Annotated in this window: 23 protein-coding genes; 7 read left to right on the forward strand and 16 right to left on the reverse strand. The window is 58.3% G+C overall.

Annotated elements, in window-relative coordinates:
• Window positions 1–152 precede the first annotated feature (152 nt).
• Genes HV823_RS25135 through HV823_RS25160 form a run of 6 tightly spaced genes read right to left on the reverse strand, consistent with a single transcriptional unit; the run spans window position 153 to window position 2815 of the window.
• Complete coding sequence (locus HV823_RS25135; protein ID WP_176952419.1) at window positions 153–1325, reverse strand: site-specific integrase; 1173 nt, start codon at window positions 1323–1325, stop codon at window positions 153–155.
• Between the two features lie 26 nt (window positions 1326–1351).
• Complete coding sequence (locus tag HV823_RS25140) at window positions 1352–1627, reverse strand: type II toxin-antitoxin system RelE/ParE family toxin (RefSeq protein WP_176952420.1); 276 nt, start codon at window positions 1625–1627, stop codon at window positions 1352–1354.
• Window positions 1627–1887, reverse strand: a complete 261-nt coding sequence (locus HV823_RS25145; RefSeq protein WP_176952421.1) for a ribbon-helix-helix protein, CopG family — start codon at window positions 1885–1887, stop codon at window positions 1627–1629. Before HV823_RS25145 ends, HV823_RS25140 begins: the two co-directional genes overlap by 1 nt.
• A gap of 47 nt (window positions 1888–1934) precedes the next feature.
• On the reverse strand, window positions 1935–2144 hold the full coding sequence (locus HV823_RS25150; RefSeq protein WP_176952422.1) for a hypothetical protein: 210 nt from the start codon (window positions 2142–2144) through the stop codon (window positions 1935–1937).
• A 6-nt stretch (window positions 2145–2150) separates the two neighbouring features.
• Window positions 2151–2528 carry a type II toxin-antitoxin system VapC family toxin gene (locus HV823_RS25155; protein WP_176952423.1) on the reverse strand — a complete coding sequence of 126 codons (378 nt, stop codon included), beginning with the start codon at window positions 2526–2528 and terminating at the stop codon, window positions 2151–2153.
• Window positions 2525–2815 carry a type II toxin-antitoxin system Phd/YefM family antitoxin gene (locus HV823_RS25160; RefSeq protein WP_176952424.1) on the reverse strand — a complete coding sequence of 97 codons (291 nt, stop codon included), beginning with the start codon at window positions 2813–2815 and terminating at the stop codon, window positions 2525–2527. The genes HV823_RS25155 and HV823_RS25160 overlap by 4 nt, the downstream gene beginning before the upstream one ends.
• 189 nt (window positions 2816–3004) lie before the next feature.
• Here HV823_RS25160 and HV823_RS25165 point away from each other — a divergent pair, with 189 nt between their 5' ends.
• The 3 genes from HV823_RS25165 (at window position 3005) to HV823_RS25175 (ending at window position 5433) form a co-directional block, all read left to right on the forward strand.
• The gene (locus tag HV823_RS25165) at window positions 3005–4138 is read left to right on the forward strand and encodes an RHE_PE00001 family protein (protein WP_210270933.1); all 1134 of its coding nucleotides are present in this window, start codon (window positions 3005–3007) and stop codon (window positions 4136–4138) included.
• Window positions 4139–4526: 388 nt separating this feature from the next.
• A complete protein-coding gene (locus HV823_RS25170) occupies window positions 4527–4709 on the forward strand; it encodes a hypothetical protein (RefSeq protein WP_176952425.1) in 183 nt (60 codons plus the stop codon).
• Window positions 4639–5433, forward strand: coding sequence for a reverse transcriptase domain-containing protein (locus tag HV823_RS25175; protein WP_176952426.1), 795 nt, complete (start codon window positions 4639–4641; stop codon window positions 5431–5433). The genes HV823_RS25170 and HV823_RS25175 overlap by 71 nt, the downstream gene beginning before the upstream one ends.
• A 6-nt stretch (window positions 5434–5439) precedes the next feature.
• Here HV823_RS25175 and HV823_RS25180 read toward each other — a convergent pair whose 3' ends face one another.
• From HV823_RS25180 to HV823_RS25195, 4 genes are all read right to left on the reverse strand, one after another.
• Window positions 5440–7023, reverse strand: a complete 1584-nt coding sequence (locus HV823_RS25180) for a hypothetical protein (protein ID WP_176952427.1) — start codon at window positions 7021–7023, stop codon at window positions 5440–5442.
• A 76-nt stretch (window positions 7024–7099) separates the two neighbouring features.
• The gene (locus HV823_RS25185) at window positions 7100–7675 is read right to left on the reverse strand and encodes an RES family NAD+ phosphorylase (protein ID WP_176952428.1); all 576 of its coding nucleotides are present in this window, start codon (window positions 7673–7675) and stop codon (window positions 7100–7102) included.
• 3 nt (window positions 7676–7678) lie between these two features.
• Window positions 7679–8017, reverse strand: coding sequence for an antitoxin Xre/MbcA/ParS toxin-binding domain-containing protein (locus HV823_RS25190; RefSeq protein WP_176952429.1), 339 nt, complete (start codon window positions 8015–8017; stop codon window positions 7679–7681).
• Between the two features lie 5 nt (window positions 8018–8022).
• Entirely contained in the window at window positions 8023–9378 is a 1356-nt protein-coding gene (locus HV823_RS25195; protein WP_176952430.1) for a hypothetical protein, read from the reverse strand.
• A gap of 369 nt (window positions 9379–9747) precedes the next feature.
• Here HV823_RS25195 and HV823_RS25200 point away from each other — a divergent pair, with 369 nt between their 5' ends.
• Complete coding sequence (locus tag HV823_RS25200; protein ID WP_176952431.1) at window positions 9748–11388, forward strand: RNA-directed DNA polymerase; 1641 nt, start codon at window positions 9748–9750, stop codon at window positions 11386–11388.
• A 184-nt stretch (window positions 11389–11572) separates the two neighbouring features.
• Here the strand turns inward: HV823_RS25200 and HV823_RS25205 are convergent, their stop codons facing one another.
• The gene (locus HV823_RS25205; protein ID WP_176952432.1) at window positions 11573–13921 is read right to left on the reverse strand and encodes a hypothetical protein; all 2349 of its coding nucleotides are present in this window, start codon (window positions 13919–13921) and stop codon (window positions 11573–11575) included.
• A 158-nt stretch (window positions 13922–14079) separates the two neighbouring features.
• Here HV823_RS25205 and HV823_RS25210 point away from each other — a divergent pair, with 158 nt between their 5' ends.
• The 3 genes from HV823_RS25210 (at window position 14080) to HV823_RS25220 (ending at window position 16625) form a co-directional block, all read left to right on the forward strand.
• A complete protein-coding gene (locus HV823_RS25210; protein WP_176952433.1) occupies window positions 14080–14991 on the forward strand; it encodes an HNH endonuclease in 912 nt (303 codons plus the stop codon).
• A gap of 147 nt (window positions 14992–15138) precedes the next feature.
• Window positions 15139–15366 (forward strand): helix-turn-helix domain-containing protein, encoded by a 228-nt coding sequence (locus HV823_RS25215; protein ID WP_176952434.1) that lies wholly within the window; start codon window positions 15139–15141, stop codon window positions 15364–15366.
• Entirely contained in the window at window positions 15363–16625 is a 1263-nt protein-coding gene (locus HV823_RS25220; RefSeq protein ID WP_176952435.1) for a type II toxin-antitoxin system HipA family toxin, read from the forward strand. The genes HV823_RS25215 and HV823_RS25220 overlap by 4 nt, the downstream gene beginning before the upstream one ends.
• A gap of 108 nt (window positions 16626–16733) precedes the next feature.
• On the opposite strand, the gene HV823_RS25225 is transcribed toward HV823_RS25220, so the two are convergent.
• The 5 genes from HV823_RS25225 to ubiT all read right to left on the reverse strand — a co-directional run bounded on the left by HV823_RS25225 (window position 16734) and on the right by ubiT (window position 22603).
• Window positions 16734–18926 (reverse strand): methyl-accepting chemotaxis protein, encoded by a 2193-nt coding sequence (locus HV823_RS25225; RefSeq protein WP_246301974.1) that lies wholly within the window; start codon window positions 18924–18926, stop codon window positions 16734–16736.
• Between the two features lie 496 nt (window positions 18927–19422).
• Window positions 19423–20085: an iron-sulfur cluster repair di-iron protein gene (gene ric, locus HV823_RS25230; protein ID WP_176952436.1), complete on the reverse strand. Its 663-nt coding sequence runs from the start codon at window positions 20083–20085 to the stop codon at window positions 19423–19425.
• A 117-nt stretch (window positions 20086–20202) separates the two neighbouring features.
• On the reverse strand, window positions 20203–21126 hold the full coding sequence (ubiV, locus tag HV823_RS25235; protein ID WP_176952437.1) for a ubiquinone anaerobic biosynthesis protein UbiV: 924 nt from the start codon (window positions 21124–21126) through the stop codon (window positions 20203–20205).
• Window positions 21123–22100 carry a ubiquinone anaerobic biosynthesis protein UbiU gene (gene ubiU, locus HV823_RS25240; RefSeq protein WP_176952438.1) on the reverse strand — a complete coding sequence of 326 codons (978 nt, stop codon included), beginning with the start codon at window positions 22098–22100 and terminating at the stop codon, window positions 21123–21125. The genes ubiV and ubiU overlap by 4 nt, the downstream gene beginning before the upstream one ends.
• Window positions 22100–22603: a ubiquinone anaerobic biosynthesis accessory factor UbiT gene (gene ubiT / locus HV823_RS25245; RefSeq protein ID WP_176952439.1), complete on the reverse strand. Its 504-nt coding sequence runs from the start codon at window positions 22601–22603 to the stop codon at window positions 22100–22102. Before ubiT ends, ubiU begins: the two co-directional genes overlap by 1 nt.
• Window positions 22604–22624 lie beyond the last annotated feature (21 nt).

The following is a 22624-nucleotide window of genomic DNA, read 5'->3' on the forward strand; positions in this document are numbered from 1 at the left end:
ATTGGGCAAAGTCGGCCCGCGAGCCGATGGTCGTTGTTTCCATGGTTGTTTTCCTCGCATTTTCAGAAAGGCATTCAGATGCTGTCGGCATAGTGGCAGCCAGCGCGCTCTGGTATTGCGTCCGCGCTAGCAGGCCCTTCAACCGATTTCAATCAGACAATCAATCGCGCCGCCCTGCCGCGCTTGCGGTCGGGATTGTTGTAATAGGCGGCCGCCTGGGTCAGCGACCTGTGCTGCGACTGCTGCATCGCTTCCGGCAGGGGAATGCCGCGATTGGCGGCTTCGGTCAGGTAGCCTGAGCGCAGGCCATGGGCGGAGAACTTTCCCGGATCGAGCCCGGCCTTGGCGCAACGCGTTTTCAGGATCAGGTTGATCGACTGCGGGCTCAGCGCACGGCGGTCGACATTGCCCCATTGGTCGATGCGACGGAACACCGGGCCGCTGTCTATCCGGCCCTCCTGCAACCAGCGCTTCAGCGCTTCGACCGGCCGGCCGATCATCAGCGACCGCGCGTCATCGTCCGGACCGGTCGTCTTGGTGCGGCCGAGGCGGATCGCCAGGCAGGGCAGGGGAGGGGAGGCAGGATCGTCGGGCGTGGCATGCACCGGCTCTTCCTCGACCAGGTCTTCGACGCGCAGGTTGGCGATCTCCGAGCGGCGGCGGCCGCCGGAGGCGAAGGCGGTCAGAAGGATGGCGTGGTCGCGGATATCGACAAGGCGGTCGCCGGCACAGGTGGACAGCAGTTGGGCGAGAACATCGGCGGTGACCGCGCCCATGCTCCTGCGCTGGCGTGGTCGGCCGGTGGCGCGCACGGCCAGCCGAAGGGCGCTCTTCAGCGACGGGGCGGAAAAGGCGCCGGTGAGCCCGCGCCAGCGCGTCAGGATCGACCAGGAGGTCAGCCGCCGCCGCACGGTTGCCGGCGCATGCGGGCCGTCGACGCGCAGCAGTCTCTGGCTTCGCAACCCGACCTCGACCTCCGCCGGCATGCCGTGCGATAGGTCGTCTTCGCGCCGGGCCGGATCCCACAGATGATGGGCGACAAACTTGAGAAGCAGTGCCTCGGGGGCGGGCCAGGGGAGGGGAGTGCCGGTGGAAAGCGCACACCAGGCCTCGAGATAGGCGAGGTCGGAGGCGAGCGCCCGCAGCGTGTTCGCGCCCATGCCCTCCTTCGCCAGATGCTTCAGCGTCGCGACATCATCATCGGTCAGAAGTGCTGCCAGTTGGTCGCGACGGTCGAACGGCAGGATGGCGTCGAGTGCATCGAGTTCCTCAGCGCGTTTGAGCACGGTATCCTTCACCGTCGCAGTATCCTCCTTCGCCGCCATAACCCCTCCTAGCCACTCGGCCTTACTTAGCGGTCCTCGCGCGTATGCCAAAGCCGCAAGACATAGATCGTCGACTGTTGGATCTCGTAGCGGATCTCGTAATGACCTATCAGAATGCGCCGAACTTCCCGCGGCTCGAACTCCTCCAACCGTTCGCCCAGTCGCGGCTGCTCGATCAGCCGCTTGGGCGCCGCTGTCAAGGACTGGACGATGCGTGCTGCGGATCGGCGATTGACCGGCGCGAGAAAATCATAGAGGCGGCCGAGATCCGAAACGGCCTTGGTCGTCCACTTGAGCTCCATCAAAGCGGCGGTTGAAGAGGCTTGTCGCGATCGAGGCTGCTGGCCCAGGCTTCAACGGCCTGGTGATCAACAACGTGCCCATTATCGACATCGGCGAGAGCCTCCAATGTCAGGCGTCGCCGTTCCTCTTCCTGATCGACCCACGCCGACAGAGCCTGCTTGACGACCCAGCCGCGTGAGCGTTCCAGTCGCGTCGCAATCTCGTCGACCTTATCCGCCAGCGGCCGGGGCACGTGAGCAGTTAGGACTTTTGTTTCCACGAACATATCCCCATTAATTCAAACTTAATCATAGTGATTAGAATTGATTAGTTCAACCAAATGATGCCGCGCCGCGAGAAGCTCCATCGCGACCATGGAAGCCTCGCGCTGGGCGTGTCGCAAAGCGGCCGGCGGAACGCGTTGAGCTGAAATGCGCTCTGCTCTTCACGCCTTGTTAACCTTTTGAAGTCCGAAAGACGCGCGAGCAGTTCTTCCAACCGTTGAGCCGCTTCTCCAACATCAACGAAGATCTTCATTGGCTGCTACCAGACCCGTTCGTGCAGCACCGCGTCGAAGGCGCCGTCGACGGAGACAAACGTGCAGTGTTCCAGCCGCGTCTGGGCCGCGAGGAGGCGGTCCCAGGGGTCGCGGTGATCCCAGTCGAAGCTTGCCGCCAGTTCGGTATGAAGATCGGTGATGGCAAGCGTCTGCAGGCCGCTGTCGGCAACGGCGGCCCGCAACTCCTGTGGTCTGAGATCGAGCTTTTTCAGCCGCATCTTGTTGTCGAGCTCGTAGAAGGAGACGGCGCTGACCAGAATCGTGTTGGCCTTGTCCTCGATCATCGATCGTGCCGTCAAAGAAAGACGATCGCTGCCGATCGTCCACCAGTACACCGCGTGGCTGTCGAGCAGCACCTTCATGTTGGCTGGCCGCCGTTTTCGGGCTTGCGCTGGGAGATGCCGACATCGTCATTCCAGTCGCCGGCATCGATGGCGGCCTGTTCGGCGTCGATATCGTCGAACAGGTCATCCGGCAGGCCGCGCTGGCGCAGCAGGCCGAACGGGCGCTTGCCGCCGTCCGCCGGGCCGATGCGGGCATAGACCTGGTTGCCGCGCATGATCGTGATCTCCTCGCCTTGGCTGGCGCGCTCGAGCACCTCGGCGAAATGCTTGCGGGCTTCGCTGATCTTGTAGCTGGTCTGGGGCATCGACGCCTCCGTTCGTTTTGGCTTAGGGGCACCATACCAGTGCTTGCAGGAGCGTACAAGGCGCCTGTACGTATTACTATCGATACGGGTTACTTATCGGGGGTCAGGTGTGGCCTGGATCATTCTATAGGGTGGCGAACTCAAATGTAGAGATAGATTTCGCTTAACGAATAATTTACCATAAATTCAATGTCTTACGATCTCACGAAATTGCCCATCCAGAGCCTGCTGCGACCGATTTCCGACGCCGCCGTCGCACTTGCCCGTCTCGATGAGCGCATTGCCCGCTCGCCCGTCGGTGAGGGCTTTCTCGAGCGCTCGCATTTCCTCGACGCGCATGCCTCGCTGTGGGTCGACGGTGAACTCGTTCATCTCGAGGACCTCGTCCTGCATGACGCGCTTCGCGACATCCGCGCACCCACCCACGAACTCACCATCGCCCGCGACATCCTGAAAACCCGTCGCCGCATCGCCGCCCATCCACCCGCCTGGGCGCTCTCTGCTCAAGGCCTCGCTTCGCTGCGCGGGCGGGCGTGGCCCACGGCATCATCGGGAGGAGACGGGGAGGGCGTGCCGTACGGGGAGGTTGAGGTGAATGATGCTCAGGTTGGGGTAGGGGAGACGGAAGATCCCGACATTGATGAGCTGGGTGATGCGTTTGCCGCGATCGATGCGGTGCTTGTCCGCTCCGAGGCCGCGATCGAAGCGGCGAAAACACCGGGTCGCGCCAAAAACGTTCCGGACAAGGATCCGTTTGTCTACGACCTCGACTGGGGTGAGGACGAGCGGCTTGAGGAGTGGCAGGCCGTGTTGGCGCGCGCCCAGGATCTGCCACCGGTGGGCCAGGCGATCGTGGCGCTCGACGCCTGGAATGAGATTGCCGTGCTCCAGCATGCGCCCTGGCTCGGTCGGCTGCTGGCCGCCTCGATCCTGCGCGAAGGTGGCGTCACCACCGGCACCCATCTCGTGCCAATCAATCTTGGGCTCAAAGCCATTCCCGTCGATCGGCGCCGGCATCGTGATCGGGAGACGCGGTTGCTGGCGATGGCAAGGGCGCTGACTATCTCTGCCGAGACCGGGCTCAAAGAACATGATCGCCTGGTGCTGGCGCGGCAGATGATGATGCGCAAACTGGAGGGGCGGCGGACGTCGTCCAGGCTGCCGGAGCTCGTCGAGCTTGTCATGGCGCGGCCGCTGATCTCGGCCGGCATGGTGGCAAAGACGCTTGAGGTGACGCCGCAAGGCGCGCGGCGGATCGTGCAGGAGCTGGGCTTGAGGGAGATGACGGGGAGGGGGAGGTTTCGGGCGTGGGGGGTTTTGTAATGTCAATCATTTCTGGAACGATAACTTCACTGACTATGGACGTTGAGGGCATAAGGCTGCATGCCTTCGACTAACGTTTGAATGTTGGGTGATGGACGGCACGCGATTGAACCTGTCCAGATCGATGAACTTTTTCAACAGCGATAAGCCGACGGAATATTACCGCGCCGCAACCTGTTAAACGTAGATCTTGCCGCTTGCTAACCTATGCGGGAGAAGTTATATACCGCTCATTACTTCTCGGCGATAACCACATCCCACCCGCTGTTCCACCCTGATGGTTTCCTGATGGTCCCTGGAGTAGTTTCGAGGCACTTAGGTTCCTCTCAGTTGACGACCCTTGCAAGGGTTGCTGGTTGCCGGAGGTATGTAGCAAGGAGGAATGAGGATGAACAAAAAGTCCGAAAACCGTGACCTTGTTGAGAAAGTAGTGAAGGGCATGCTGCTGGCTTATAAGCTGGCCATGTTCCTGATCGAAATTCTCGACAAGGTCGTCAACTATGGTCCTCGCACTCGAAAACTTCGCCTATCAGTACAAGAAAAATGGCAAGCCGGTTTTTGCGCCCAATAAGAAGGGCCGTGAAATCGGGTACAAGGTGAAAGACCTCGTTGAGGCGGCGGTCACACTCGACCCTTTCATCTACCATCTGTCAGAAGGCACCCATATCCGTGCTCTGCACGATCACCGGAAGAACCAGTATTTCTGCCGCGTCGACATCGAGCGCTTCTTCTACAGCATCAGTCGTAACCGAGTTAAGCGCGTCCTCAAGGAAACCAAAATTCAAGATGCCGAGCGGTTTGCTCGATGGTCTACCGTGAAAAATCCTTACCCCGGCGGTGGCTATGTGCTGCCATATGGCTTCGTACAGTCCCCCATTTTGGCCACGCTTGTTCTTTCAAGATCGGCGGTGGGAGAATATCTCAGATCGCTTGGCGAGGCCATCACGGCATCCGTCTACATGGACGACGTTTGCCTCTCCAGCAATTCTCTCGAAACCTTGGAAGCGGCCTTTGAAGGCCTGAAAACCGCAATGGGGGAGGCCAATTTCGTGTTGAAGGATGACAAGACCCGTCCGCCGGCTGACAAGATCGACATTTTCAACTGTGAACTGGAAAACGGCCGTTCAGAAGTGACGCCCGAGCGGATCGCTGAGTTCAAGGCTGTAGAACGGTCGTTCGAGAGTGAAGAGGCCTTCGATACATATTGCGCTGTCGTGAAGTCCGCAACGTGGCGGGTGCCTAAGAAGGCGCCTGTAGCGGAGGCGGAAACTGCTTCCGGAGAGCAGGCGACCTGACGTGTCTTAACGGTCTCGCTTAGATAACTCTCCCCACCAACCAATGAACTCGGCGGGGTCAAACGCATAGCGCTTCTGTCGCGGCAACCTATCAGCAACCGTCTCCCTGACGTTCAGCAATGCCCATCCGTCGTATTCAGGTCGAATAGCTGCTTTCATCCCATCCAGCAGGTCTTGCTCCGATGAAACGAGGAGGAGATGGTCCAGCTCGTGTAGAGGGCAGAACACGGGGGGGCGTTGGTCCTCTTCGATGATTTCCGGCTCCTTCTCGGCAACCATCCGGCGCGCTTCCGCAATCACCGCGTTGCGCAAGTCGCTCGACATGAGAGTCCATGCGTCCAGCGTCAGCACCACGGCCGGTGCGTCTTCGGCAATCACGAAGTCCACCATTTGTCGCCGGACATGCGAGAAGAACCTCCACATCTGGAAGATCGCCTTCGCAATCTGGACATATCCGTCCTGGGCGTCTTCGATGGGATTCTCCGCGTACTGTGCTTCAAATGTTAGCTTGCTGGCCTTGCACTCCATGACGGCTACCACCTGACCGTCCAACTTCAGGATCACATCGGGGGTCTCGACAGAGTTTCCCTTGAATTTGTACTTGACCGGAGGGGAAACCTCGAACGCTGGGCAATGAGCTTTTATCGACTTACGACAATATTCCTCGAAACGGGCGCCGGCGTCGTTTCTGACCTGCGTGCCGCCCTTGATGATATCGTAGTAAAGGCCGACCGTAGCTCGGTGCAGCAACAGGGTGGGGAGAGGAGCGATGAATACTGGTTCCCCCTCTGTGGTGAATTGCAGCATCGGGCGCATTCGCAGGTAGCTCGGCCGATATATTATCGGGAGCCGCTTCCCCGCGGACTTTTCGTAGCGGCGCAACAGGTTGAGAGATTCCCTACGCGCATCTAAATTATCTGCGGCGAGCAGGCGCTCTGCCGGACGTACCTTATCTCGTATGTCGTTGAAGAATCCCAAGTCGTTGACAGCGGTGGTCCACGGCTTCTGAAAGAAGACGGACATATACAGGAAGGCCACTGTATAGAAATCTACAATCGAGAGGCCATACGTCTCCTCGAAATATCGCCCGCTCAGACCTTGGCTGTAGATGAAAAGGCTGCGGTACGTCTCCGGCACATTGGCCCACCCTCGCTGCCACGCAAAGGTCCGATGAGCGATACGGTGCATCTCCCTTAAGACGTTCTCGACCGTCACCCTGTCACCAGCCTCATATTCATCTGCGGCGCGCAGGAAATTTATGAGGGTCGCGACAGTATTGAACTCTCGAACATTCATCGGTTGCCTCAGCCACGGTGGTGAAACCGACTTGGGCGTGTTCGACATCAGGGTGATCAGCGTTTCGATGTCCCAAGGGAAAACGGCGAACGGCGAATCCATACTCGACGTGTGCGCCTGCGGTGGAAAGTTGAGGTGCTTCGCGGCCGCTTCCGACCGGTCGTTTTGCAGCGCGTGGACGGCCCACAACATCGTCAGCGTGTCCGCGTCATCTGTATCAAATAGCATCCTGAGTAGGTTCGGGAGCGCAGTTTCCGGATCGATACGTTCTCCCTGATGTTCTCCCCATGTCATACCTTGGCCTGTTGAATTTGTGACTCTACCAGTCGGTAAAACGGGCGACTTTCGTGATACTTGGCTGGGCGCTCCCCTAACGCGCGTTGGCTTTGATCCAAACGGGCCAGTCTATAAGACCGTGGTCGGCAGTGATTTCCATAGAGTCAGGCGGCACGCGATCGCAGAACAGAATTACGTTCATGCACTTCCATCGTGCGCTCGGGACGACGAGGCCGTCGAACTCAAGAAAATGCGCGGCTTCGGCGATATCTTGCGACCGTGGGTATTCGTCACTTGCTCGGTCGTAGGACAATTGCCCGTAACGGGAGGTATCGAGGCCAAGAGCTCGCAACGCATCAAGATCCACAAGCTGAAGCGCGCGATCAACGGTCACGTCCAGCTCATGCACCCCGTATTCCACTTTCGACGGAAAGACGGGCTGCCCGCGGCCGAGATGGAAGTACATCTCCGCTATCGCTCCATCGCGCTGCTGCGAGGTATAGAGCACATCGAAGGTCCCGTCGTCCCAACGGCCGCCAGCACGCGCGCAATCGACCGGTGATCGTCCCTTACGGACCACCCGCCATACAGTGCCTTCAAACCGAACAGGTGTAAGGGCTTCGATCGCGTCGATGAGTGCATTGTCCCGGCTTCTACGCGTGTGAACCATGCTTTACAGGAAAACCTCGTTATCGAGTCGGTCAATTACCTTCAGCACTTCGATAGCACGGTCCTGATGGATAAGGTCAATCGCCCGCTCGCCGTTTAGTTGCGGATGGCGGGCATAAAGCCAGGTCCGGATCTCATCCGGTGAATAATAGTCCGTCAGACGGGTCACTACATAGTGCAAATCAGAGAGGATCAGCTCATTGCGTGGCTGAGGTTTGATATCGCCCGCGCGCCAACGTGAGACGGTTGCTTTCGACACGTCCATGATATTGGCGATGTCGGTACCCTTCAGGCCACCGGCTTCGCCGATCTCGTTTAGAAATCTGGGTACTGCTCCCTGCATGACAATTATCGCATCTGCTGGATGTTATCGGAATGACCTGAAATACGTGGGCCGGACGCCGTTTTGGCACGCGGAGCACCTTTTCCGCGAGTTTCATGCATCAGTGTCAAAGTGTCGCCAAGCTTCACGACGCGGCCGTGGTGATCCGTCAGGCGTTTCGTCAAGCTCGCAGCTCCCTTCTCGTCGATACCGAACCGGGCCGCGTCCTTGGCGTTAGGCCGGAGGTCCTTGATGGTCCTGGCGATGCGTTCGGTCTCACGCAGCGGCTTTTCCAGGAAGAACTGCTCCCTATTATGATCGGGCACGGGAGTAAACACTTCCACGGCAGCAAAGGCCTGCCGGGCCGCGTGTTGGCGCGTGTCGGATACCATATTCGTCACACCATGGGAGCAGCATACATCCTGGCACCCAAGCGCTCGTTTACCGCCGCGAGCATTGGACAAGTATTCCAATTCGTTACGTTTCAGGGATTTCGCCAGCCCGGGAATGGGAATGTAGGTCGTCTTGCCGAAGCCGCTTTCCTCGTCGCGCGGTTCAGGCTCTTTATGCCAGGATCGCGCGTCGAACTGGTTTCGCTCCATGATGCCGTGTGCAAGTCCGGAAGCGGCGCCGAATGCCAACGCGGCCTGGCCAAGCAAACCGTCAAGGTGGTCGATGATGATCGGGCATCCGAGATTATGAATGCCTTGCAGCGACAAAAGGAATTGCCGCGTGGTCTGCGGCTTGGCTTCATGGCCGAGGCCGGAAAGACGCAGCCACAGATTATCGAAGGGCAGGTCGTTCAGTGCGCCTACCACCTCGCTGCGCTGTGACCCGTCGTTGATCGCGACATGCGAATGGATGACCGGGTAATCGATAGCAATATGCTTCCCACCTTCACGATCGAGTGCTGCGCGCAAGGCAAGGCAGGAAGCTCGATCGATCGATAGCCAATCCGCGTGGTCTGGGTCTGCGAGGAAATGGGTTGGGGCAAGCACTGTGTCAATATTGTGCGCCACGGCGAAACGGGCAATCTGACCTATGATATCGGTCGATGCGTTTGCTGCAAAATGCTGAGGACCCAGCAACTCGCCCGCAACGGCCCAAGGTGCGTGGCGAACAGCACCTGCGAAGCGCGCTTTCGCGCTCAGTTCGGCGACTTGCGTATCGAGCACGATCTCCACGCCATCGCGACGAAGATCGGCGATGAAGTCTCTTTGGAAAAGAAGGCGTGATGCCTCGATGACTACCCGTCGAATGGGCAGCCTTCCCGCGGCATAGAGTTCGCCAAACTTCTTATGAGCTTCGCCGATGCGGATGAAATGCGCGATCGGGCTAGCTGGATTTCGGAATGCGATGACATTGCTTCCGGCCATGGTCATGTTCCAAATCGGTTTCACAAAGAAAAAATATGAAACCGAAATGATAAAGTCAATGGGGTCGGTTGGGTACGGCGGCGCACTTTTATGGAGGAGTCTCGTCGGGTCGTTGAAAGCAGTCACAATCAGATCGCAAATAGGCGCATTCTGTAGAGGCACCTTGCCTGCTCCACGACGTACGCATTTCTCCGGCAAATCAGGTCGTGGGGCGAGCGACCGATTGCGCAGAGGGGTGTGGTGTGAGTGCCTAATCGCGCGGGAAGGAGTCTTCCAAGCCCGCTGCGTAGCATCGAGGCAGTGTTTTCAGTTCCGGTTCAGACGAATGCGTTCTAGATTACTCTCAAACGAGCTGGGCATACGGGGAGACGGGTTTTGGGGGACATCAAGCTCGGTGAGCCGTTCGGTATGGATCTCGCGGGGGTATCGAAGGGCGATTGGGAGCTCGCGGTGCAGCGCATCATTCACGATTTGCGCTCCGACTTCATCTACGCGCCCCATTTAGGAGCCATCTACAGAAAAGCCGGTGACGAACTCACCGAGATCGTGAAACGGGAACTCCGTGACGGCCAGCACAAACCCGGACTTCCGCTCACCATGGAGGTCCCGAAATCCCACCGCATGCGGGTCGCGGTGACGCCTCCCAGGCCGGGTCCTGCCTATTCCCGGCCGGGTAGCATCCTGATGCCCAAGGATCGGCTCTTCTACCAGCTCTTGGCCGACAAGGCGGCGCCTGTAATTGACGCGCGTACTGATCACACAAGGTCTTATAGTCATCGTCTCGAAGTGCGCGGTTCGCCGAATATGTTCAAACCGACTCGGGCTTGCTGGGGCGAACTTCAGAAGGCACTCGCAAGTCTTACGGCAGACAAAAAGAATCGGTACGTCCTGAAGATCGACGTCGCCAATTTTTTCGGATCGCTCAACCAACACACAATGATCAACGTGCTGGCGGATGCTGGATACCCTGCCAAGTACCTAAGCCGGTTGGAGGCGATCCTGACCGCCCACACGGGCGAGAGAAGTTCGCGGGGTATAATCCAAGGAATCTATCCCTCTGACCTGCTCGGTAATTTCTACATGGAGCCAATTGACCGCTTTCTTTCGGATCTCGACATCCCGTCCGCACGGTACGTCGACGACATGTACATTTTTCTTCCGAGCGTTGACGCAGCCGACCGGTTGATGAGGCAGCTCATTCCGGAGCTCCGCGCATACGACCTTGTCCTCAACGAGGCTAAGTCTGTCATTATGCCCAAAGCTGCTCTGAACACAGAGGAACCGGACCTCGAGGCTTTATTTGAGGAAGCGGTTCGAGAGATATCAGATCAGATCGACGACGAGGATTTCGACGTCGACTACGGTTTTCAGTCAGAATGGGAGGACGAAGATGAGGACGCGGGGGGCAATAGCGAGTCCGACGGGCCCGACCAGAATCTTGAGCTCGAAGCGACGATGGTACTCTTCGACGCTATTGCCGACCATCCAGGGCACGAGGAAACAATAGAGCGCTTTTGCCTCCCGTTGTTTGCCAAAGCGGAGTCGGACTACGCGGTGGCGCACGTCTTAGAAGCCTTCGCGAAGCGCCCCTCGATGACCCAGATTTATGTGTCTTATCTCTCAAAGTTTCTTCCCGACCGAGAGGTCTACGACTTCCTGTGCGAACGCCTAGAGGATAGATCCTTGGCCGATTGGCAGATTATGTGGATACTCGCGGCCCTTATTACACACGCGCCACTGGACGACGCGCCGATCAAGATGGCGCTCTCGCTCCTTAGAAATGGTTCCGTCCACGAGGCGACACGAGCGACGGCGGCCATCTATGTCGGTAGGTATGGCGATGCCGCACGCCGAAGGACCTTGGTTGGAATTTATGGAAATCTGTCGCCCTATGTGCAAACGGCGATCTATTTCTCGTCGAGATTCTGGCCCATCGTCGAGCGACGAAACGCGAAGGCGCAATGGGGAGCGTTGAGTCCCTTGAATGAATTGCTGACAAAGGCGATGGCGAAATAGGTTATCTGGCATTCCGGATACCAAGTAACTGACCCGATTGAGAAACTTGAAGAAACAAACTGCTCAACAACGGTGTCGAGGGTTCGAATCCGTTCAAGGCGGAGACGACGGGCAGGGCCCATACAGATGCGGGGCTTGGTTTGCATCTGCATGGGCGATGTGGAGCAGCCATTCATCCGAGCGGCTATGCGGCTTCCCAAACCTGATTGAGGATCTTTGCCGCAAGCGCCGCCTTGTCCTGCGGCAAGAATCGGCCGTAGTGCTGCTGAACGACATCCGGTGTGTCTTGGATGGCATAACTCGCCTGCTCATACGATCCGGTCTGCTTGAGGATATGCGTTGCCAGAATATCCCGAAGATTATGCGGTCCGTGCGGCAGCAATCCCTTAATAGCGCCGCGGCCGGTATAGGGGTTGTAGATGCCATAGCGTTGGATCACGGTGCGCCAGGCTTCATAGAATTTGGTGGAATCGTATGCCGCGTCCAGGCTGGTTGTCTTCACCGTCTTGACGAACAGGGTGCCGGGATCCTTTGCCGAACCAAGCAGCACACCTCGGTGGCGATCGATATAGGCCTCGAGGTATTTGTAGAGGTCGAGCAAATCCGGCAGGATCAGGCGAAACGGCTTTTGTCCGAAAAATGATGAGCCTGAGTTCTTGAAGGCGATTGATGGGATGAGGACCTCCCATCCGTTTTCCCGATCGCTCCAGCGCAATTCACCGCATTTCATGTCTTCCAGCCGTCGCTCCGAAGTCGGGAAATGCCCGCGTGGGCACAAGCGAAGCTGGCGAAGGTTCTTTTGCCGAAGTCCCAGATGCAGGCCGAGGCGCAGCAAAAGGAAAGAGCGGACCGCTTCGGCTGCTGCCCGAGGATAGCGGTTTTCATCCGGCATACGCTTCAGGATCTCATCTGTGATCTTGCGGTATTCCAACAGTGGGCTATCTGCTTCAAGGACCACCATGATCGGCTCGAACGGATCGCGGTGCACGCGCATGACACGCTGGATTTCCTTCGAGCGATTGGCAGCATGCCGGTGGAATGCGTCGCAGGCGCCGTGCCAGTCGCGCGCTGCGAATTCTATCTCCTCTGGCGCGATCAGCCCTTCGATTGGCTGAACCTTCTTCAGGAGCTCCGGATGCTGGCGGATCCAGCCCACCTCCGCCCGCGTGAGAGCTTGCGCCACCATCAGCATGTCTTCTTCCCATTTGGTGTAGAAGCCGCGGCGCTGCTCCCGCCATTGGAGGTACCAGTCCCAGACGCCCGGGAAGATCAACAGGCCAAAGGTTAGTTGGCTGAGCGGCACACCGCGCCCTTTGACGACGCTGGCGGGTGAGGCAGCGAGTGCACCGAACATGAGGCCGAGATGCTCGACCTTCTGGGATGCGGTTTCCTCTCCCCAAACTCCATTTCGTTGGAAGCCGATTGCGGTCAGCGTCGATGTCTTGAAGCGGATCAGATCGGCCATCTCCATAGCCAACCGCGGCGGCGCATCGACGACGCCGGACAGGAGATCAGGATCTTCAAAGGCCTCGGGATTGTGGCTCGTGCTGTCCGGGTTCACTTGGGGTCGTGGAGACAGGGTGCCTCCGCCATAGGTGATCCCTGGAAATCGAATTGCATAACGCTGTTTGGTTGCCGCCGCTTGGTAGCGACGATAGTCGGTTGAGCCCGAGATGATGACCCGGCGCACCCATTCGAGGATTTCTTCCCGCTTGGAGAACGGCAAGCTGCTGAAATTATCAGGAAGATGCCATGCAAATCGTCGCCGTTCCGCCGCACTGATGTCGCCCATATCATGGCCGTATAGGGAGCGGGATTGGTGCGGCAGCTTCCCTTTGAAATAGCCCTGTCCCAGTCGGTAGCGCCGCTCGATACGGGACAGGATCTCGAAGCTCGTCAGAGATCGCGGCACGCGCTCGCCCTGAACCCACGACAGCAGAGTCTTGTCATCGAACGTCTCGCCCAGGCGAACGACGGCGCGGTAGAGTTGCCAGTAGCTCTCGCCGAACCGGCGCATGTGATAAACGAGCGCATCGCTAAAGCTCGCCGGATCATCGGTCGCCTCAAACAATGGCTCAGGGAATTGGCTGATTGGTTTCGGTTGTGGTCCCCTCGGCACTGATGACGAGGTAGCCGGGGTCTTGTCGGAGAGGATCTGTCGCGGTCTGGAACGCGTCGCAGTTTCCACCTCGCGCCGAACGGCATTGCGCGATTTCGTGCGTGTTTTCGTTGACTGGATGTCATCGGCGGCAGGCGGTTCTCCGAGCCAGCGGATAATCGCGTCCAGTCCCGGACGGAGCGCCTTCTTCAAATCGGCTGTCAATTGGTTTTCGATCCCGCATGCCTCGCCAATGGCCGTCCAATCCATACGGCCACTAACGATCGGTGGTGGCCGGCGGTGGATGACAAGACCTATGAGATAGGGCCGAATGCTGTCCAGAACGCGCTGTGAGGCGATTGGCGCGATGCGCACCTCGCAGAAATCCGAGATTTTTCGTTGAAAGTGATGAATTGAAAGATCGTGTGTTACCATGCTCTTATTCCGTTTCTCTCGATACCGTTGTCGAGGGCGGGCGGGAATAGGAGTGGACATTTAACAAATGGTGTTGCCGCAGCGGCGAGCATTTGGGGCCAGGCTGAGGTCCCCAGATTTCAAATGAAGCATCAAGAGCCTCATGCTAAAGGTTGCAGATGGGATTCGGGGTCTTCATTCACCGGTCAGATTCGATTTACGACGATAGCCCGGCTGAACAATACCAGTTCCCGGGCCAGTATCTCGGTCGTGTTCAGGCGTGTGTGGGTGACTGGATCGTCTACTACGAGCCTAGGAAAGTAGCCGCGACCCGCGGCTATTTTGCTGTCGCCAAGGTTGAAAGCGTAATTCCTGATCCGAAGGCGCCCGGCATGTATCTGGCGCTGATCGAACACGGCAGCTATCTCGACTTCATCAATCCCGTTCCGTTCAGTGGGCCAGACGGTGTCATAGAGCGGGGCGTGCTGAATGAAGAGGGCCGTATTTCCGGCAGGGCACAGGCTGCGGTCCGGCCGATGTCCGCAGCAGATTTCAACCGCATCGTATCGATTGGCATAGACGAGCATGAGCCTGAACTGCCTCGGCTGGATGAGCCGGGGGTGACGCATGCGGTCGATGGATTTGCAGATGAAGCTCAAGCGCCGTTCATGTTCGAGCAGGAGCGCGACCGGGTTATGCAACTCTCGTCGCGGTTCGTTCGAAATCGGCTGTTTCGCCGGCTCGTTCTCCACGCCTATGACAAACGATGCGCCATCACGGGATTGAAGCTCATCAACGGTGGTGGCCGGGCGGAGGTCGACGCCGCACATATCCGGCCGGTGGAAGCGAGCGGGCCTGACATTCTTTCCAACGGAATTGCTCTTTCGGGTACCGCACACTGGATGTTTGATCGCGGTCTGATTGGTCTTTCGGACGATCTTGATATCCTGATATCGCGTCAGGCGAATGATCCTGACAGCATTCAAGGACTCCTCAACAAGACTGGGAAGGCGATCGTGCCTAGCAGGGTCTTCGAGCGGCCACATCCCCAGTTCCTGAGATGGCACCGTGAGAACTGCTTCAAGCAGTGAGCGCTAGGGTAAGTCTGGCGTTGTAGTTTCATCCCGAGCGGGTGTATTTCGCTCAGTTGGCGCCAATAATCCGAAAATCATCCCGATCGGTTCTTTTGTCTTCCTTTTGCACCATCTGATTATATAATCATCCCGATAGGGGTGATTATGGAAAAGATCAAAGATACAAAAAGCCTCGGCATGCTGATCCGTCAGGAGCGCAAACAGCAAGGGTTAACCCAGGAGCAACTCGCTGGGGTGATTGGTGTGGGCGTCCGTTTTCTGCGTGAACTCGAGGCCGGCAAAGAGAGCTGCCAGATTGGCCGTGCGATGCAAGTCTTGGCCGGGCTTGGCCTTAGTGTTTCGGTCGGGCGCCGCCAAGGCCCGCGATCATGACCCGCGTATTGGATGCCTATTTTCGCGACACCAAGGCCGGCGTGCTTGCCCGGCTTGACGACGGCCTGCTGACTTTTGCCTACGATGGCGCGTATCTCCTGGACCAACGATCGCGTGCGATCTCGTTCTCGATGCCCCTGCAAGAAGAACCCTTTGGTGATCAGGTGGTGCGCCCGTTTTTCTCCGGTCTCTTGCCGGACGAAGGCGCGCGGCAACGCCTAGCTGGTGCGCTCGGCCTCTCGGTAGGCAATGCCTTCGGGCTGCTGGAAGTTATCGGGGGCGAGTGCGCAGGTGCTTTGTCACTCTACCCTACAGGCACGGCGCCCGAACCTTCTGGCCGATCCCACGCCGAAATTCTCACTTCGGAACGTCTGGATGAAATTCTCAGCAGGCTGCGGACCCGGCCTTTGCTTGGCGGAGACGAGGGCATTCGCCTATCGCTCGCCGGCGCGCAGGATAAACTGGCGGTCATTGTCGATGGAGATTCCATTGCCTTGGCAAAAGACGGCAGACCAACGACCCATATCTTGAAACCAGTCATCCAGGCGTTGGAAGGCACGGTGGAGAACGAGTATTTTTGTATGCGGCTGGCTGCCCGCCTCAAGCTGCCGGTACCCCATGTCGAGATACGTCTAGACGGGGCGACTGCCTTTCTCCTGGTTGAGCGTTATGATCGGACGAAAGCTGCAGACGGCATCATTGAGCGCCTACACCAGGAAGACTTCTGCCAAGCCCTTAGCGTCCCGCCGGAGCTGAAGTATGAGGCCGAGGGCGGACCGGGGACAGAACATGCTCTCAGGCTGATCGACCAGGCCTGCGCTAGACCTGTCGCGGATCGGTTGCAATTCATCCGCATGCTGATTTTCCATTATCTCGTCGGCAACGCCGATGCCCACGGCAAGAACTACGCCCTGCTTTATGGCTCCGATGAACCGGATCTAGCACCGATCTACGATGTTGTTTGCACGGCCGTTTATCCCCGCTTGTCAAAGAGGCTCGCCATGAAGATTGGCGGCCGCGATGTGCCCGACACGATCCAGCTGAAGCATTGGACGACACTTGTGCCCGAAACCAAATCATCTCAGCGCATCCTTGTTCGCGATCTCGCACAAATAGCCGAAAGGATTGTGAGCGAGGCCGATGCCCTTGTTGCAGAACTGGCCGACGAGGGGATCAGGCACCCCATCCTGAGTGCAATTCGCAAGGTCATCTCAAGTCGGGCTGGTTTGCTACAGAGAGCCGTGGAGCAGGTGTCTTAGGAAGTTGAATGGTCTCGGATATCCAGCGCTTTGTCCTTCGACCAACGGGCCGGCGGTTCGTATCCCTTCAAGAGCTGAGGAGATCCTGCAAATGCGACCCACTCCGACTTATGCCCTCATTCTTTGAGCTACGATTTGACCGCTAGAAGATGAGGTCAATACGAACGAGTTGAGCAAACCCTGGAGAGTTGCACTTTCGCTGGCCAAGGCAGCGCCAGCAGCGCTCATCTCTTCCACCATTGCTGCGTTCTGCTGTGTCGATTGATCCAGATGGTTCACCGCGACATTGACCTGTGAAAGACCGACTGCCTGTTCCTGCGCTGCGATCGCGATGGCGTCCACGTGACTTGCCGCTTCCTGCACGAGCTCGTCAATCTCGGCCAGTCCGGTGCCTGTCTCCGAGACCAGTTCGACGCCCTGGCGAACTGCCAGTTCAGAATTGCCGATCAGCCCCGAGATTTCCCGGGCTGCCTGCGCCGAACGCTGGGCGAGCTCCCGGACTTCCTGGGCAACCACGGCAAACCCCTTGCCGGCCTCGCCGGCGCGGGCTGCCTCGACGCCCGCATTGAGAGCGAGCAGGTTTGTCTGGAAGGCAATCTGGTCGATCACACCGATAATTTGACTGATCTGGGTCGATGCCTGCTCGATCTTGTCCATCGCTGCCACGGCGTTTCGTACCACTTCACCGGAGCGATTTGCTCTTTCGCGTGCGCTCTTCGTTACGCTGCGGGCCAAATCCGAGCGTTTTGAAGTCGCCGTGACATTGGCTGTGATCTGTTCGAGTGCGGCGGCCGTCTCTTCGAGCGAGGCGGCCTGCTGCTCGGTGCGCCTCGACAGGTCATCCGAGGCCGAAGAAACCTCGGCTGCTCCGCCGGTGACGGTCGCGACCGATTGGCCAACACCGACCAGTGCGTGCCGTAACTGCACCACCGAGCGATTGAAGTCATGGCGAAGGTCTTCGAATTGCGGTGCAAAGGCCTCGTTTACCTCGCAAAGAAGGTCGCCGGCAGCAAGCTTTCTCAAGGCCTGGGCCAGTGTGCCGGTTGCCTTGTTCATGCGGGCTTCGGCCTCTGCCTCCGCTGCGATCTGCATCTCAACTCGGTCGCGTTCGGCCTGTTGGCGCGCGCGCTCTCCCTCCAGCTCCAGTTCGCGATTTCGGATCGCAGAAAGGCGGAAGACTTCTACCGCTTTGACCATGTCTCCGACTTCGTCCTTACGGTTGGCAGATTGCCCGGTTGGTTCGAGGTAACCCTCTGCCAATCTGCGCATCGAACTGACGAGTGCTTTCAGCGGACGGCTAATGGTTCCTGCCAGAAACACCGACAAGGCGATGACCAGAATGGCCCCGACGATGCAAAGGGTCAGAACCGTTCCAAGTCGGGTGAATGCGGCTGCGGCGATGGCGCGTGCCTCGTTGCCGAGACGTTCGAGGCTTGCCCTTTCAAGAGCCTTCATTGCGTCAATGCGCTGACTGGCGGCTGCAAACCAGCGATCAGCACTCAAGTCACCGGCCGCTGTTGAACCATTCGCGATCAAGGTTGACCGCGTCGTTTCGATCTCCTTCAATGCAGGAATGGAGAGTTGTGAAGTGTAGGCGGATTGTAGTTCCTTTTGCTGTAAAGCCAGGAAGTTGTCGATCAGGCTATTTTGAGCGCCTGCCATACGGGCAAAGGGAGCAATAAGCTCGGGGTCAACGTCGCCCGACGTGATGAACCCGTTCGCGGTTGCGCGCTCCTGGCCTGCAATCTCCTTTGCCTGCATGAGCAGGTTATAGCCGATCATTTCGGCCGCGATCCTCGATCCAACACCTTGAAGGGAGAGTTCGGATACAAGGGCCGAGAGTTCACCAATCAGGCCACTGTAGAAGTCAAAGGACTGCTTACCGGTGAAGGACAGCTTGTCGATGGATTGCCTTGTGCCGGACAGCTCTTGAAGCGCTTGTTGTGCCGAGGCCCAGCGGCGGTTCAGTTCCTTGTTTTCGAAACTGGCTATGGCGTCAGTGAGCTCTGGCAGTCTTACCAGACCCGCGTCGGTCGATTGACGCACCTTTGAAAGCGGCGTCCGGTCTGCGCTGCCCTTTGATCCGATGTATCCCGCACTCTGCCCCCGCTCGCTCTGGAGGACGTGGATCATCTCGCCAATGGCCGTGATGTTCTCACTCACCTTAGCGACGGTCTGCATCTGCCGGTATGAGCGCCAAGAGTCCAGAAGCTCCATCGACGCAAGGGTGAGGGCTGCAACCATAGGAAACATGATCGCAAGCCACAGGCGCCTGTTGATCGAAAAGTCGGTGATGCGCATCTTTCAGTCTATCCTGAGCTAGGGCATCATGCCGAATATCGTAACATCATGATACGATGTGAATTTTAGTGAGAATTGATGTGTTCGGGTAAAGACTTGCCTAACGGACCCAAGCTCCGCTTGACGAAAGCCAAGGTTCAAACGAATAAACCTGAGCGTGCGTCGGTCTGCTGCGCATCTCGACAAGACGACCGTCGCCGGCTGCATGCTCAGCGTGTATGCCGTGTGTGCAAGGAGGCTGACGACAAGGCTGGGAAGTTTATCGCCTGTCGCCTGAATAATCGAAATCAAGCGACAGCATTCGCTCCATGAAGTAGCCGGCTGTATCCATTCCTACGCAGCCAACAGTCACGCATTCATGCATGTCGCAGATGGTATCACAGGCATATTCGCGCCGTGATCTCGAAGCGACCAGAGGAGGGCTTCTGTCGCGTCTCATGTCTCGGAGCAACCTCAGATAATTCATCATGATCCCGTTTGCCCTGATGCCATCGCCCTAGACGGTGCCGCCGGTAAAGCGTGGAAAGAGGACTTCATTTTCCAGATGCATGTGCTGGATCAGATCGTCGGCAAATTTCTTGGCGCCCGCGTAAAGCGCACGCCATGAAGTGCAGGCACCGTCCGGCAGATGAAATCCGCCCGTCACGTGCTCGAGCTCTGCCAGATGATCTACCTCGACCTCATGTTCGTGACGCATCTGTTCAATTGGTCTCGTCAGAATGTGATGGTCGCCGCGTTCCATGAGCGGGAAGAGCATAAGCTCCTCGCGATGCATGTGGCTGTGGAGGTCGCTCTGGATACGCTCGAGGAGATTTGCTAGGCCGATCGGTGCATCGGGGTGATCGCGATGCACCCGCTCGACCTTGGCGGCAAGCGGGATCAATGAGATGAGATCTGCACGATGGGTATCGTGGTAGCGTGTCCTGAGATGATTGATCAGATCGACTGTGCCATCCGGTGCTTCAGTCGATGCGGCGTCGACAAGGCCCTGCAATTCGTCCACCAGTGTCTCCGGTGAGAGGCCTGCAGCTTCGGCCGCAGCCCCGATGCTGTCAGAGCCACCGCAGCAGAAGCTGATGCCATGACGGCGGAAAAGTGCCGCTGCACCGGGGAGGGAGGTGGCGATCTTTCCGACCGTCTGGCTTGCGTTGAGTTCCATTGAGTTCACCTTGCTTGCGCTTCAATGCGTTATCGTTGTGGTCGCGACTATGGCGGGGAATGCCGATCCGATCGTTGCGTTTTCGCAAACAAGATGGGCGCTGTTCTCCCTTACGCTTCAGGATGCGTGGGCGGTGTTTTTCGCGCGCGATATCCAGGCGGCCCCCTCTCGGGCATGATGAAAGCCGTTGGAAAACTTGGCTGAGGGATAACAATGCCCGATCAACGTGGCGGCTTCCTCAGGTCCCAGGCTTCCGGACAGCATTTCCCGAAAGATGGCGGCGATGCGCGCCATGTCGCAGTCCTGTGGTGAGAGACGGAAGGCATTGACCCCGGCCTCCTGCAAGTCGGTCAGTTCGCCGAGCAGGAGTTGGCACGTGTGCGACATCGTCTGCACGCCATTGAGCACCAGGAAAGACTGGCGGTCGAGTGTCTTGATTGGCAGACCATCCGGTTCTTCGCCACAGACGAACTGACAATTGTCCTTGATCCGGCCCTTGGAACGGGCATGGGCGCAGCGCGCCGATATGGCCAGCGGCATGCGACCGAACACCATAACTTCGAGAGCCACATCAGAGGTATCTTCGGCGATCCTGGCAATCGAGCTGAAAGGAAGTTCGGGCGGAAGACAGATGCGGTCTGCCCCGCGTTGTGCCATTAAGCGCGCCGTTGGTCCGTTATAGACATTGATCAAGGGGCCGACGAGGTGTCGGCGGCCATTGATCAGGCCGATTGCGGAGAGATCGTTGACCTCTATTGCGTGGTCCGACGTCTCGATCAGCTCTTTCACAATCCGACTTTCTCGCTCCAAGGTGACGAGCGCCAGCGAGGAAAAGGCCACCGATTTTCCCGCCCGTTCCAGGCGCTCCACCACCTCTGCCAAGTATGGCTCGATGAAATGCTGCCGTTTGGAGCACACAGTCTCGCCGAGGATAATGCGATCCACGGGTGCTTCGTCTGCGATCCGATAATAGAAATCTCGCCATTTCGGGCCGTCCCAGAGATAGTAGACGGGGCCCAGTGTCAGTTCGGTCATGCTCATCTCCAGCGCTTCTCATAGGCGCCGACCGTGGTCTTCTGCCCTTCGCTCAGCGCTCTCAGCCGGGCCAACAAGGGGCCACGCCCCGAGGGGGCGGTTGCGAGCACCTGGCGCAGCGTCGATACGACCTCGGCCACATAGGCTTTGCCGCGCTGACGTCCCTCAATTTTCAAGGCGGAGACACCGGCATCCTTCAAGGCTTCGATTTCGCCCATGACGTCGAGGGACACCGGGTCTTCGAAGGCGTAGCCACGGGCATCGCCGATGTCGAAACGCCCCTTGCAAAGCGTGGGATAACCAGCGGCCTCGCCTTGGCTGAAGCGGTTGATCGTATAGGTGCCGAGCTCTGACACCATGTCGGAGCCGTCCTGTCGGTACCGCACATGGCTCGCCGGGGAGCAGACGCCGTTCATATTGGGCGATTTGCCGGTGGCGTAGGATGAAAGCGAGCAGCGTCCCTCGGCCATGACGCAAAGCCCGCCGAAAACAAAGACCTCGATCTCGCATTTGACCTTGCGACCAATGCGGGCAATGTCGCCGATCGTCAGCGTTCTCGGCAACACGACCCGTTTTGCGTCGAAGGCTTCGACGAGAAAGTTGATCGCTTCGGGATTGGAAGCAGACGCTTGGACCGAAACATGCAAGCGCTGCTCTGGATAGTGTTCCCTGACATGGGCCATGAGGCCGAAATCGGCCAGGATCAGCGCATCGGCACCGAGCCTTACCGCGTCGGCCGCCGCGCTATACCAGATCTCTTCGTTGCCAGCCCGCATGAAGGTATTGAGGGCGACAAATGTCATGCAGCCTTTCTTGCGGGCATAGACAATTGCGTCGCGCAGTTCGTCCCGGCTGAAATTGAGGCCGGGAAAATTGCGGGCATTGGTCTCGTCGCGGAAGCCGCAATAGACCGCATCAGCGCCTGCATCGACGGCTTCACGAAATGCGGCTGGTGTTCCCGCCGGACAGATCAGTTCCATCACCGGATCTCCCTCAGCGACCGGCTTCGGATTTCCACGGCCAGCCTGTGAACGACGGGGGCGGCCGGTCCCCCGATCCGCGCGAGATCACGCGGAAGGTCGATATCGCAGTCATCAAGTGCGTTTCTCATCGCAAGCATGGCCTCCATGTCTCCGATCACCTTCAGGTCGCGGGAAAAGAACAGCGCATCAGCATCACAACGCCCCTCAAGGAGTGCCAGCAGTGTTACCAGCGGGGCCTCGACACCCGCATCCGCTGTGAAGGTATCGCCTTTGCGCAACACAGTGAGATGAGGGCCGCCAGGCTCGATGAGGAAGACGAGGGGTAGGTCCGTTGGAGCAAACGAAAAGCGGCAGCTTTTGTATGTGCCAAGGCGCTCGAACATATCGCCATGAGCTAGGAGCAGGAGCTTGAAAAGGCGACCTGCAACGAGCTCAATTGGCACGAGCGGCATGAGCGGCACGGCTTTCAGCGGGAGAGCCAGAATGGATGTTATCTGCATTGCGCCAATTTTGATGGTTGA

This window comes from Mycoplana rhizolycopersici (genome assembly GCF_013378445.1).
In the GTDB taxonomy this organism is placed as follows: Bacteria; Pseudomonadota; Alphaproteobacteria; order Rhizobiales; family Rhizobiaceae; genus Mycoplana; species Mycoplana rhizolycopersici.

Excerpts from the sequence above, each read along its gene's own strand:
- HV823_RS25135 (WP_176952419.1), bottom strand. The coding sequence starts at position 1,325 with ATGGCGGCGAAGGAGGATACTGCGACGGTGAAGGATACCGTGCTCAAA.
- HV823_RS25140 (WP_176952420.1), bottom strand. The coding sequence starts at position 1,627 with ATGGAGCTCAAGTGGACGACCAAGGCCGTTTCGGATCTCGGCCGCCTC.
- HV823_RS25150 (WP_176952422.1), bottom strand. The coding sequence starts at position 2,144 with ATGAAGATCTTCGTTGATGTTGGAGAAGCGGCTCAACGGTTGGAAGAA.
- HV823_RS25155 (WP_176952423.1), bottom strand. The coding sequence starts at position 2,528 with ATGAAGGTGCTGCTCGACAGCCACGCGGTGTACTGGTGGACGATCGGC.
- HV823_RS25160 (WP_176952424.1), bottom strand. The coding sequence starts at position 2,815 with ATGCCCCAGACCAGCTACAAGATCAGCGAAGCCCGCAAGCATTTCGCC.
- HV823_RS25165 (WP_210270933.1), top strand. The coding sequence starts at position 3,005 with ATGTCTTACGATCTCACGAAATTGCCCATCCAGAGCCTGCTGCGACCG.
- HV823_RS25170 (WP_176952425.1), top strand. The coding sequence starts at position 4,527 with ATGAACAAAAAGTCCGAAAACCGTGACCTTGTTGAGAAAGTAGTGAAG.
- HV823_RS25175 (WP_176952426.1), top strand. The coding sequence starts at position 4,639 with ATGGTCCTCGCACTCGAAAACTTCGCCTATCAGTACAAGAAAAATGGC.
- HV823_RS25180 (WP_176952427.1), bottom strand. The coding sequence starts at position 7,023 with ATGACATGGGGAGAACATCAGGGAGAACGTATCGATCCGGAAACTGCG.
- HV823_RS25185 (WP_176952428.1), bottom strand. The coding sequence starts at position 7,675 with ATGGTTCACACGCGTAGAAGCCGGGACAATGCACTCATCGACGCGATC.
- HV823_RS25190 (WP_176952429.1), bottom strand. The coding sequence starts at position 8,017 with ATGCAGGGAGCAGTACCCAGATTTCTAAACGAGATCGGCGAAGCCGGT.
- HV823_RS25195 (WP_176952430.1), bottom strand. The coding sequence starts at position 9,378 with ATGACCATGGCCGGAAGCAATGTCATCGCATTCCGAAATCCAGCTAGC.
- HV823_RS25205 (WP_176952432.1), bottom strand. The coding sequence starts at position 13,921 with ATGGTAACACACGATCTTTCAATTCATCACTTTCAACGAAAAATCTCG.
- HV823_RS25210 (WP_176952433.1), top strand. The coding sequence starts at position 14,080 with ATGGGATTCGGGGTCTTCATTCACCGGTCAGATTCGATTTACGACGAT.
- HV823_RS25215 (WP_176952434.1), top strand. The coding sequence starts at position 15,139 with ATGGAAAAGATCAAAGATACAAAAAGCCTCGGCATGCTGATCCGTCAG.
- HV823_RS25220 (WP_176952435.1), top strand. The coding sequence starts at position 15,363 with ATGACCCGCGTATTGGATGCCTATTTTCGCGACACCAAGGCCGGCGTG.
- HV823_RS25225 (WP_246301974.1), bottom strand. The coding sequence starts at position 18,926 with ATGCGCATCACCGACTTTTCGATCAACAGGCGCCTGTGGCTTGCGATC.
- ric (WP_176952436.1), bottom strand. The coding sequence starts at position 20,085 with ATGGAACTCAACGCAAGCCAGACGGTCGGAAAGATCGCCACCTCCCTC.
- ubiV (WP_176952437.1), bottom strand. The coding sequence starts at position 21,126 with ATGAGCATGACCGAACTGACACTGGGCCCCGTCTACTATCTCTGGGAC.
- ubiU (WP_176952438.1), bottom strand. The coding sequence starts at position 22,100 with ATGGAACTGATCTGTCCGGCGGGAACACCAGCCGCATTTCGTGAAGCC.
- ubiT (WP_176952439.1), bottom strand. The coding sequence starts at position 22,603 with ATGCAGATAACATCCATTCTGGCTCTCCCGCTGAAAGCCGTGCCGCTC.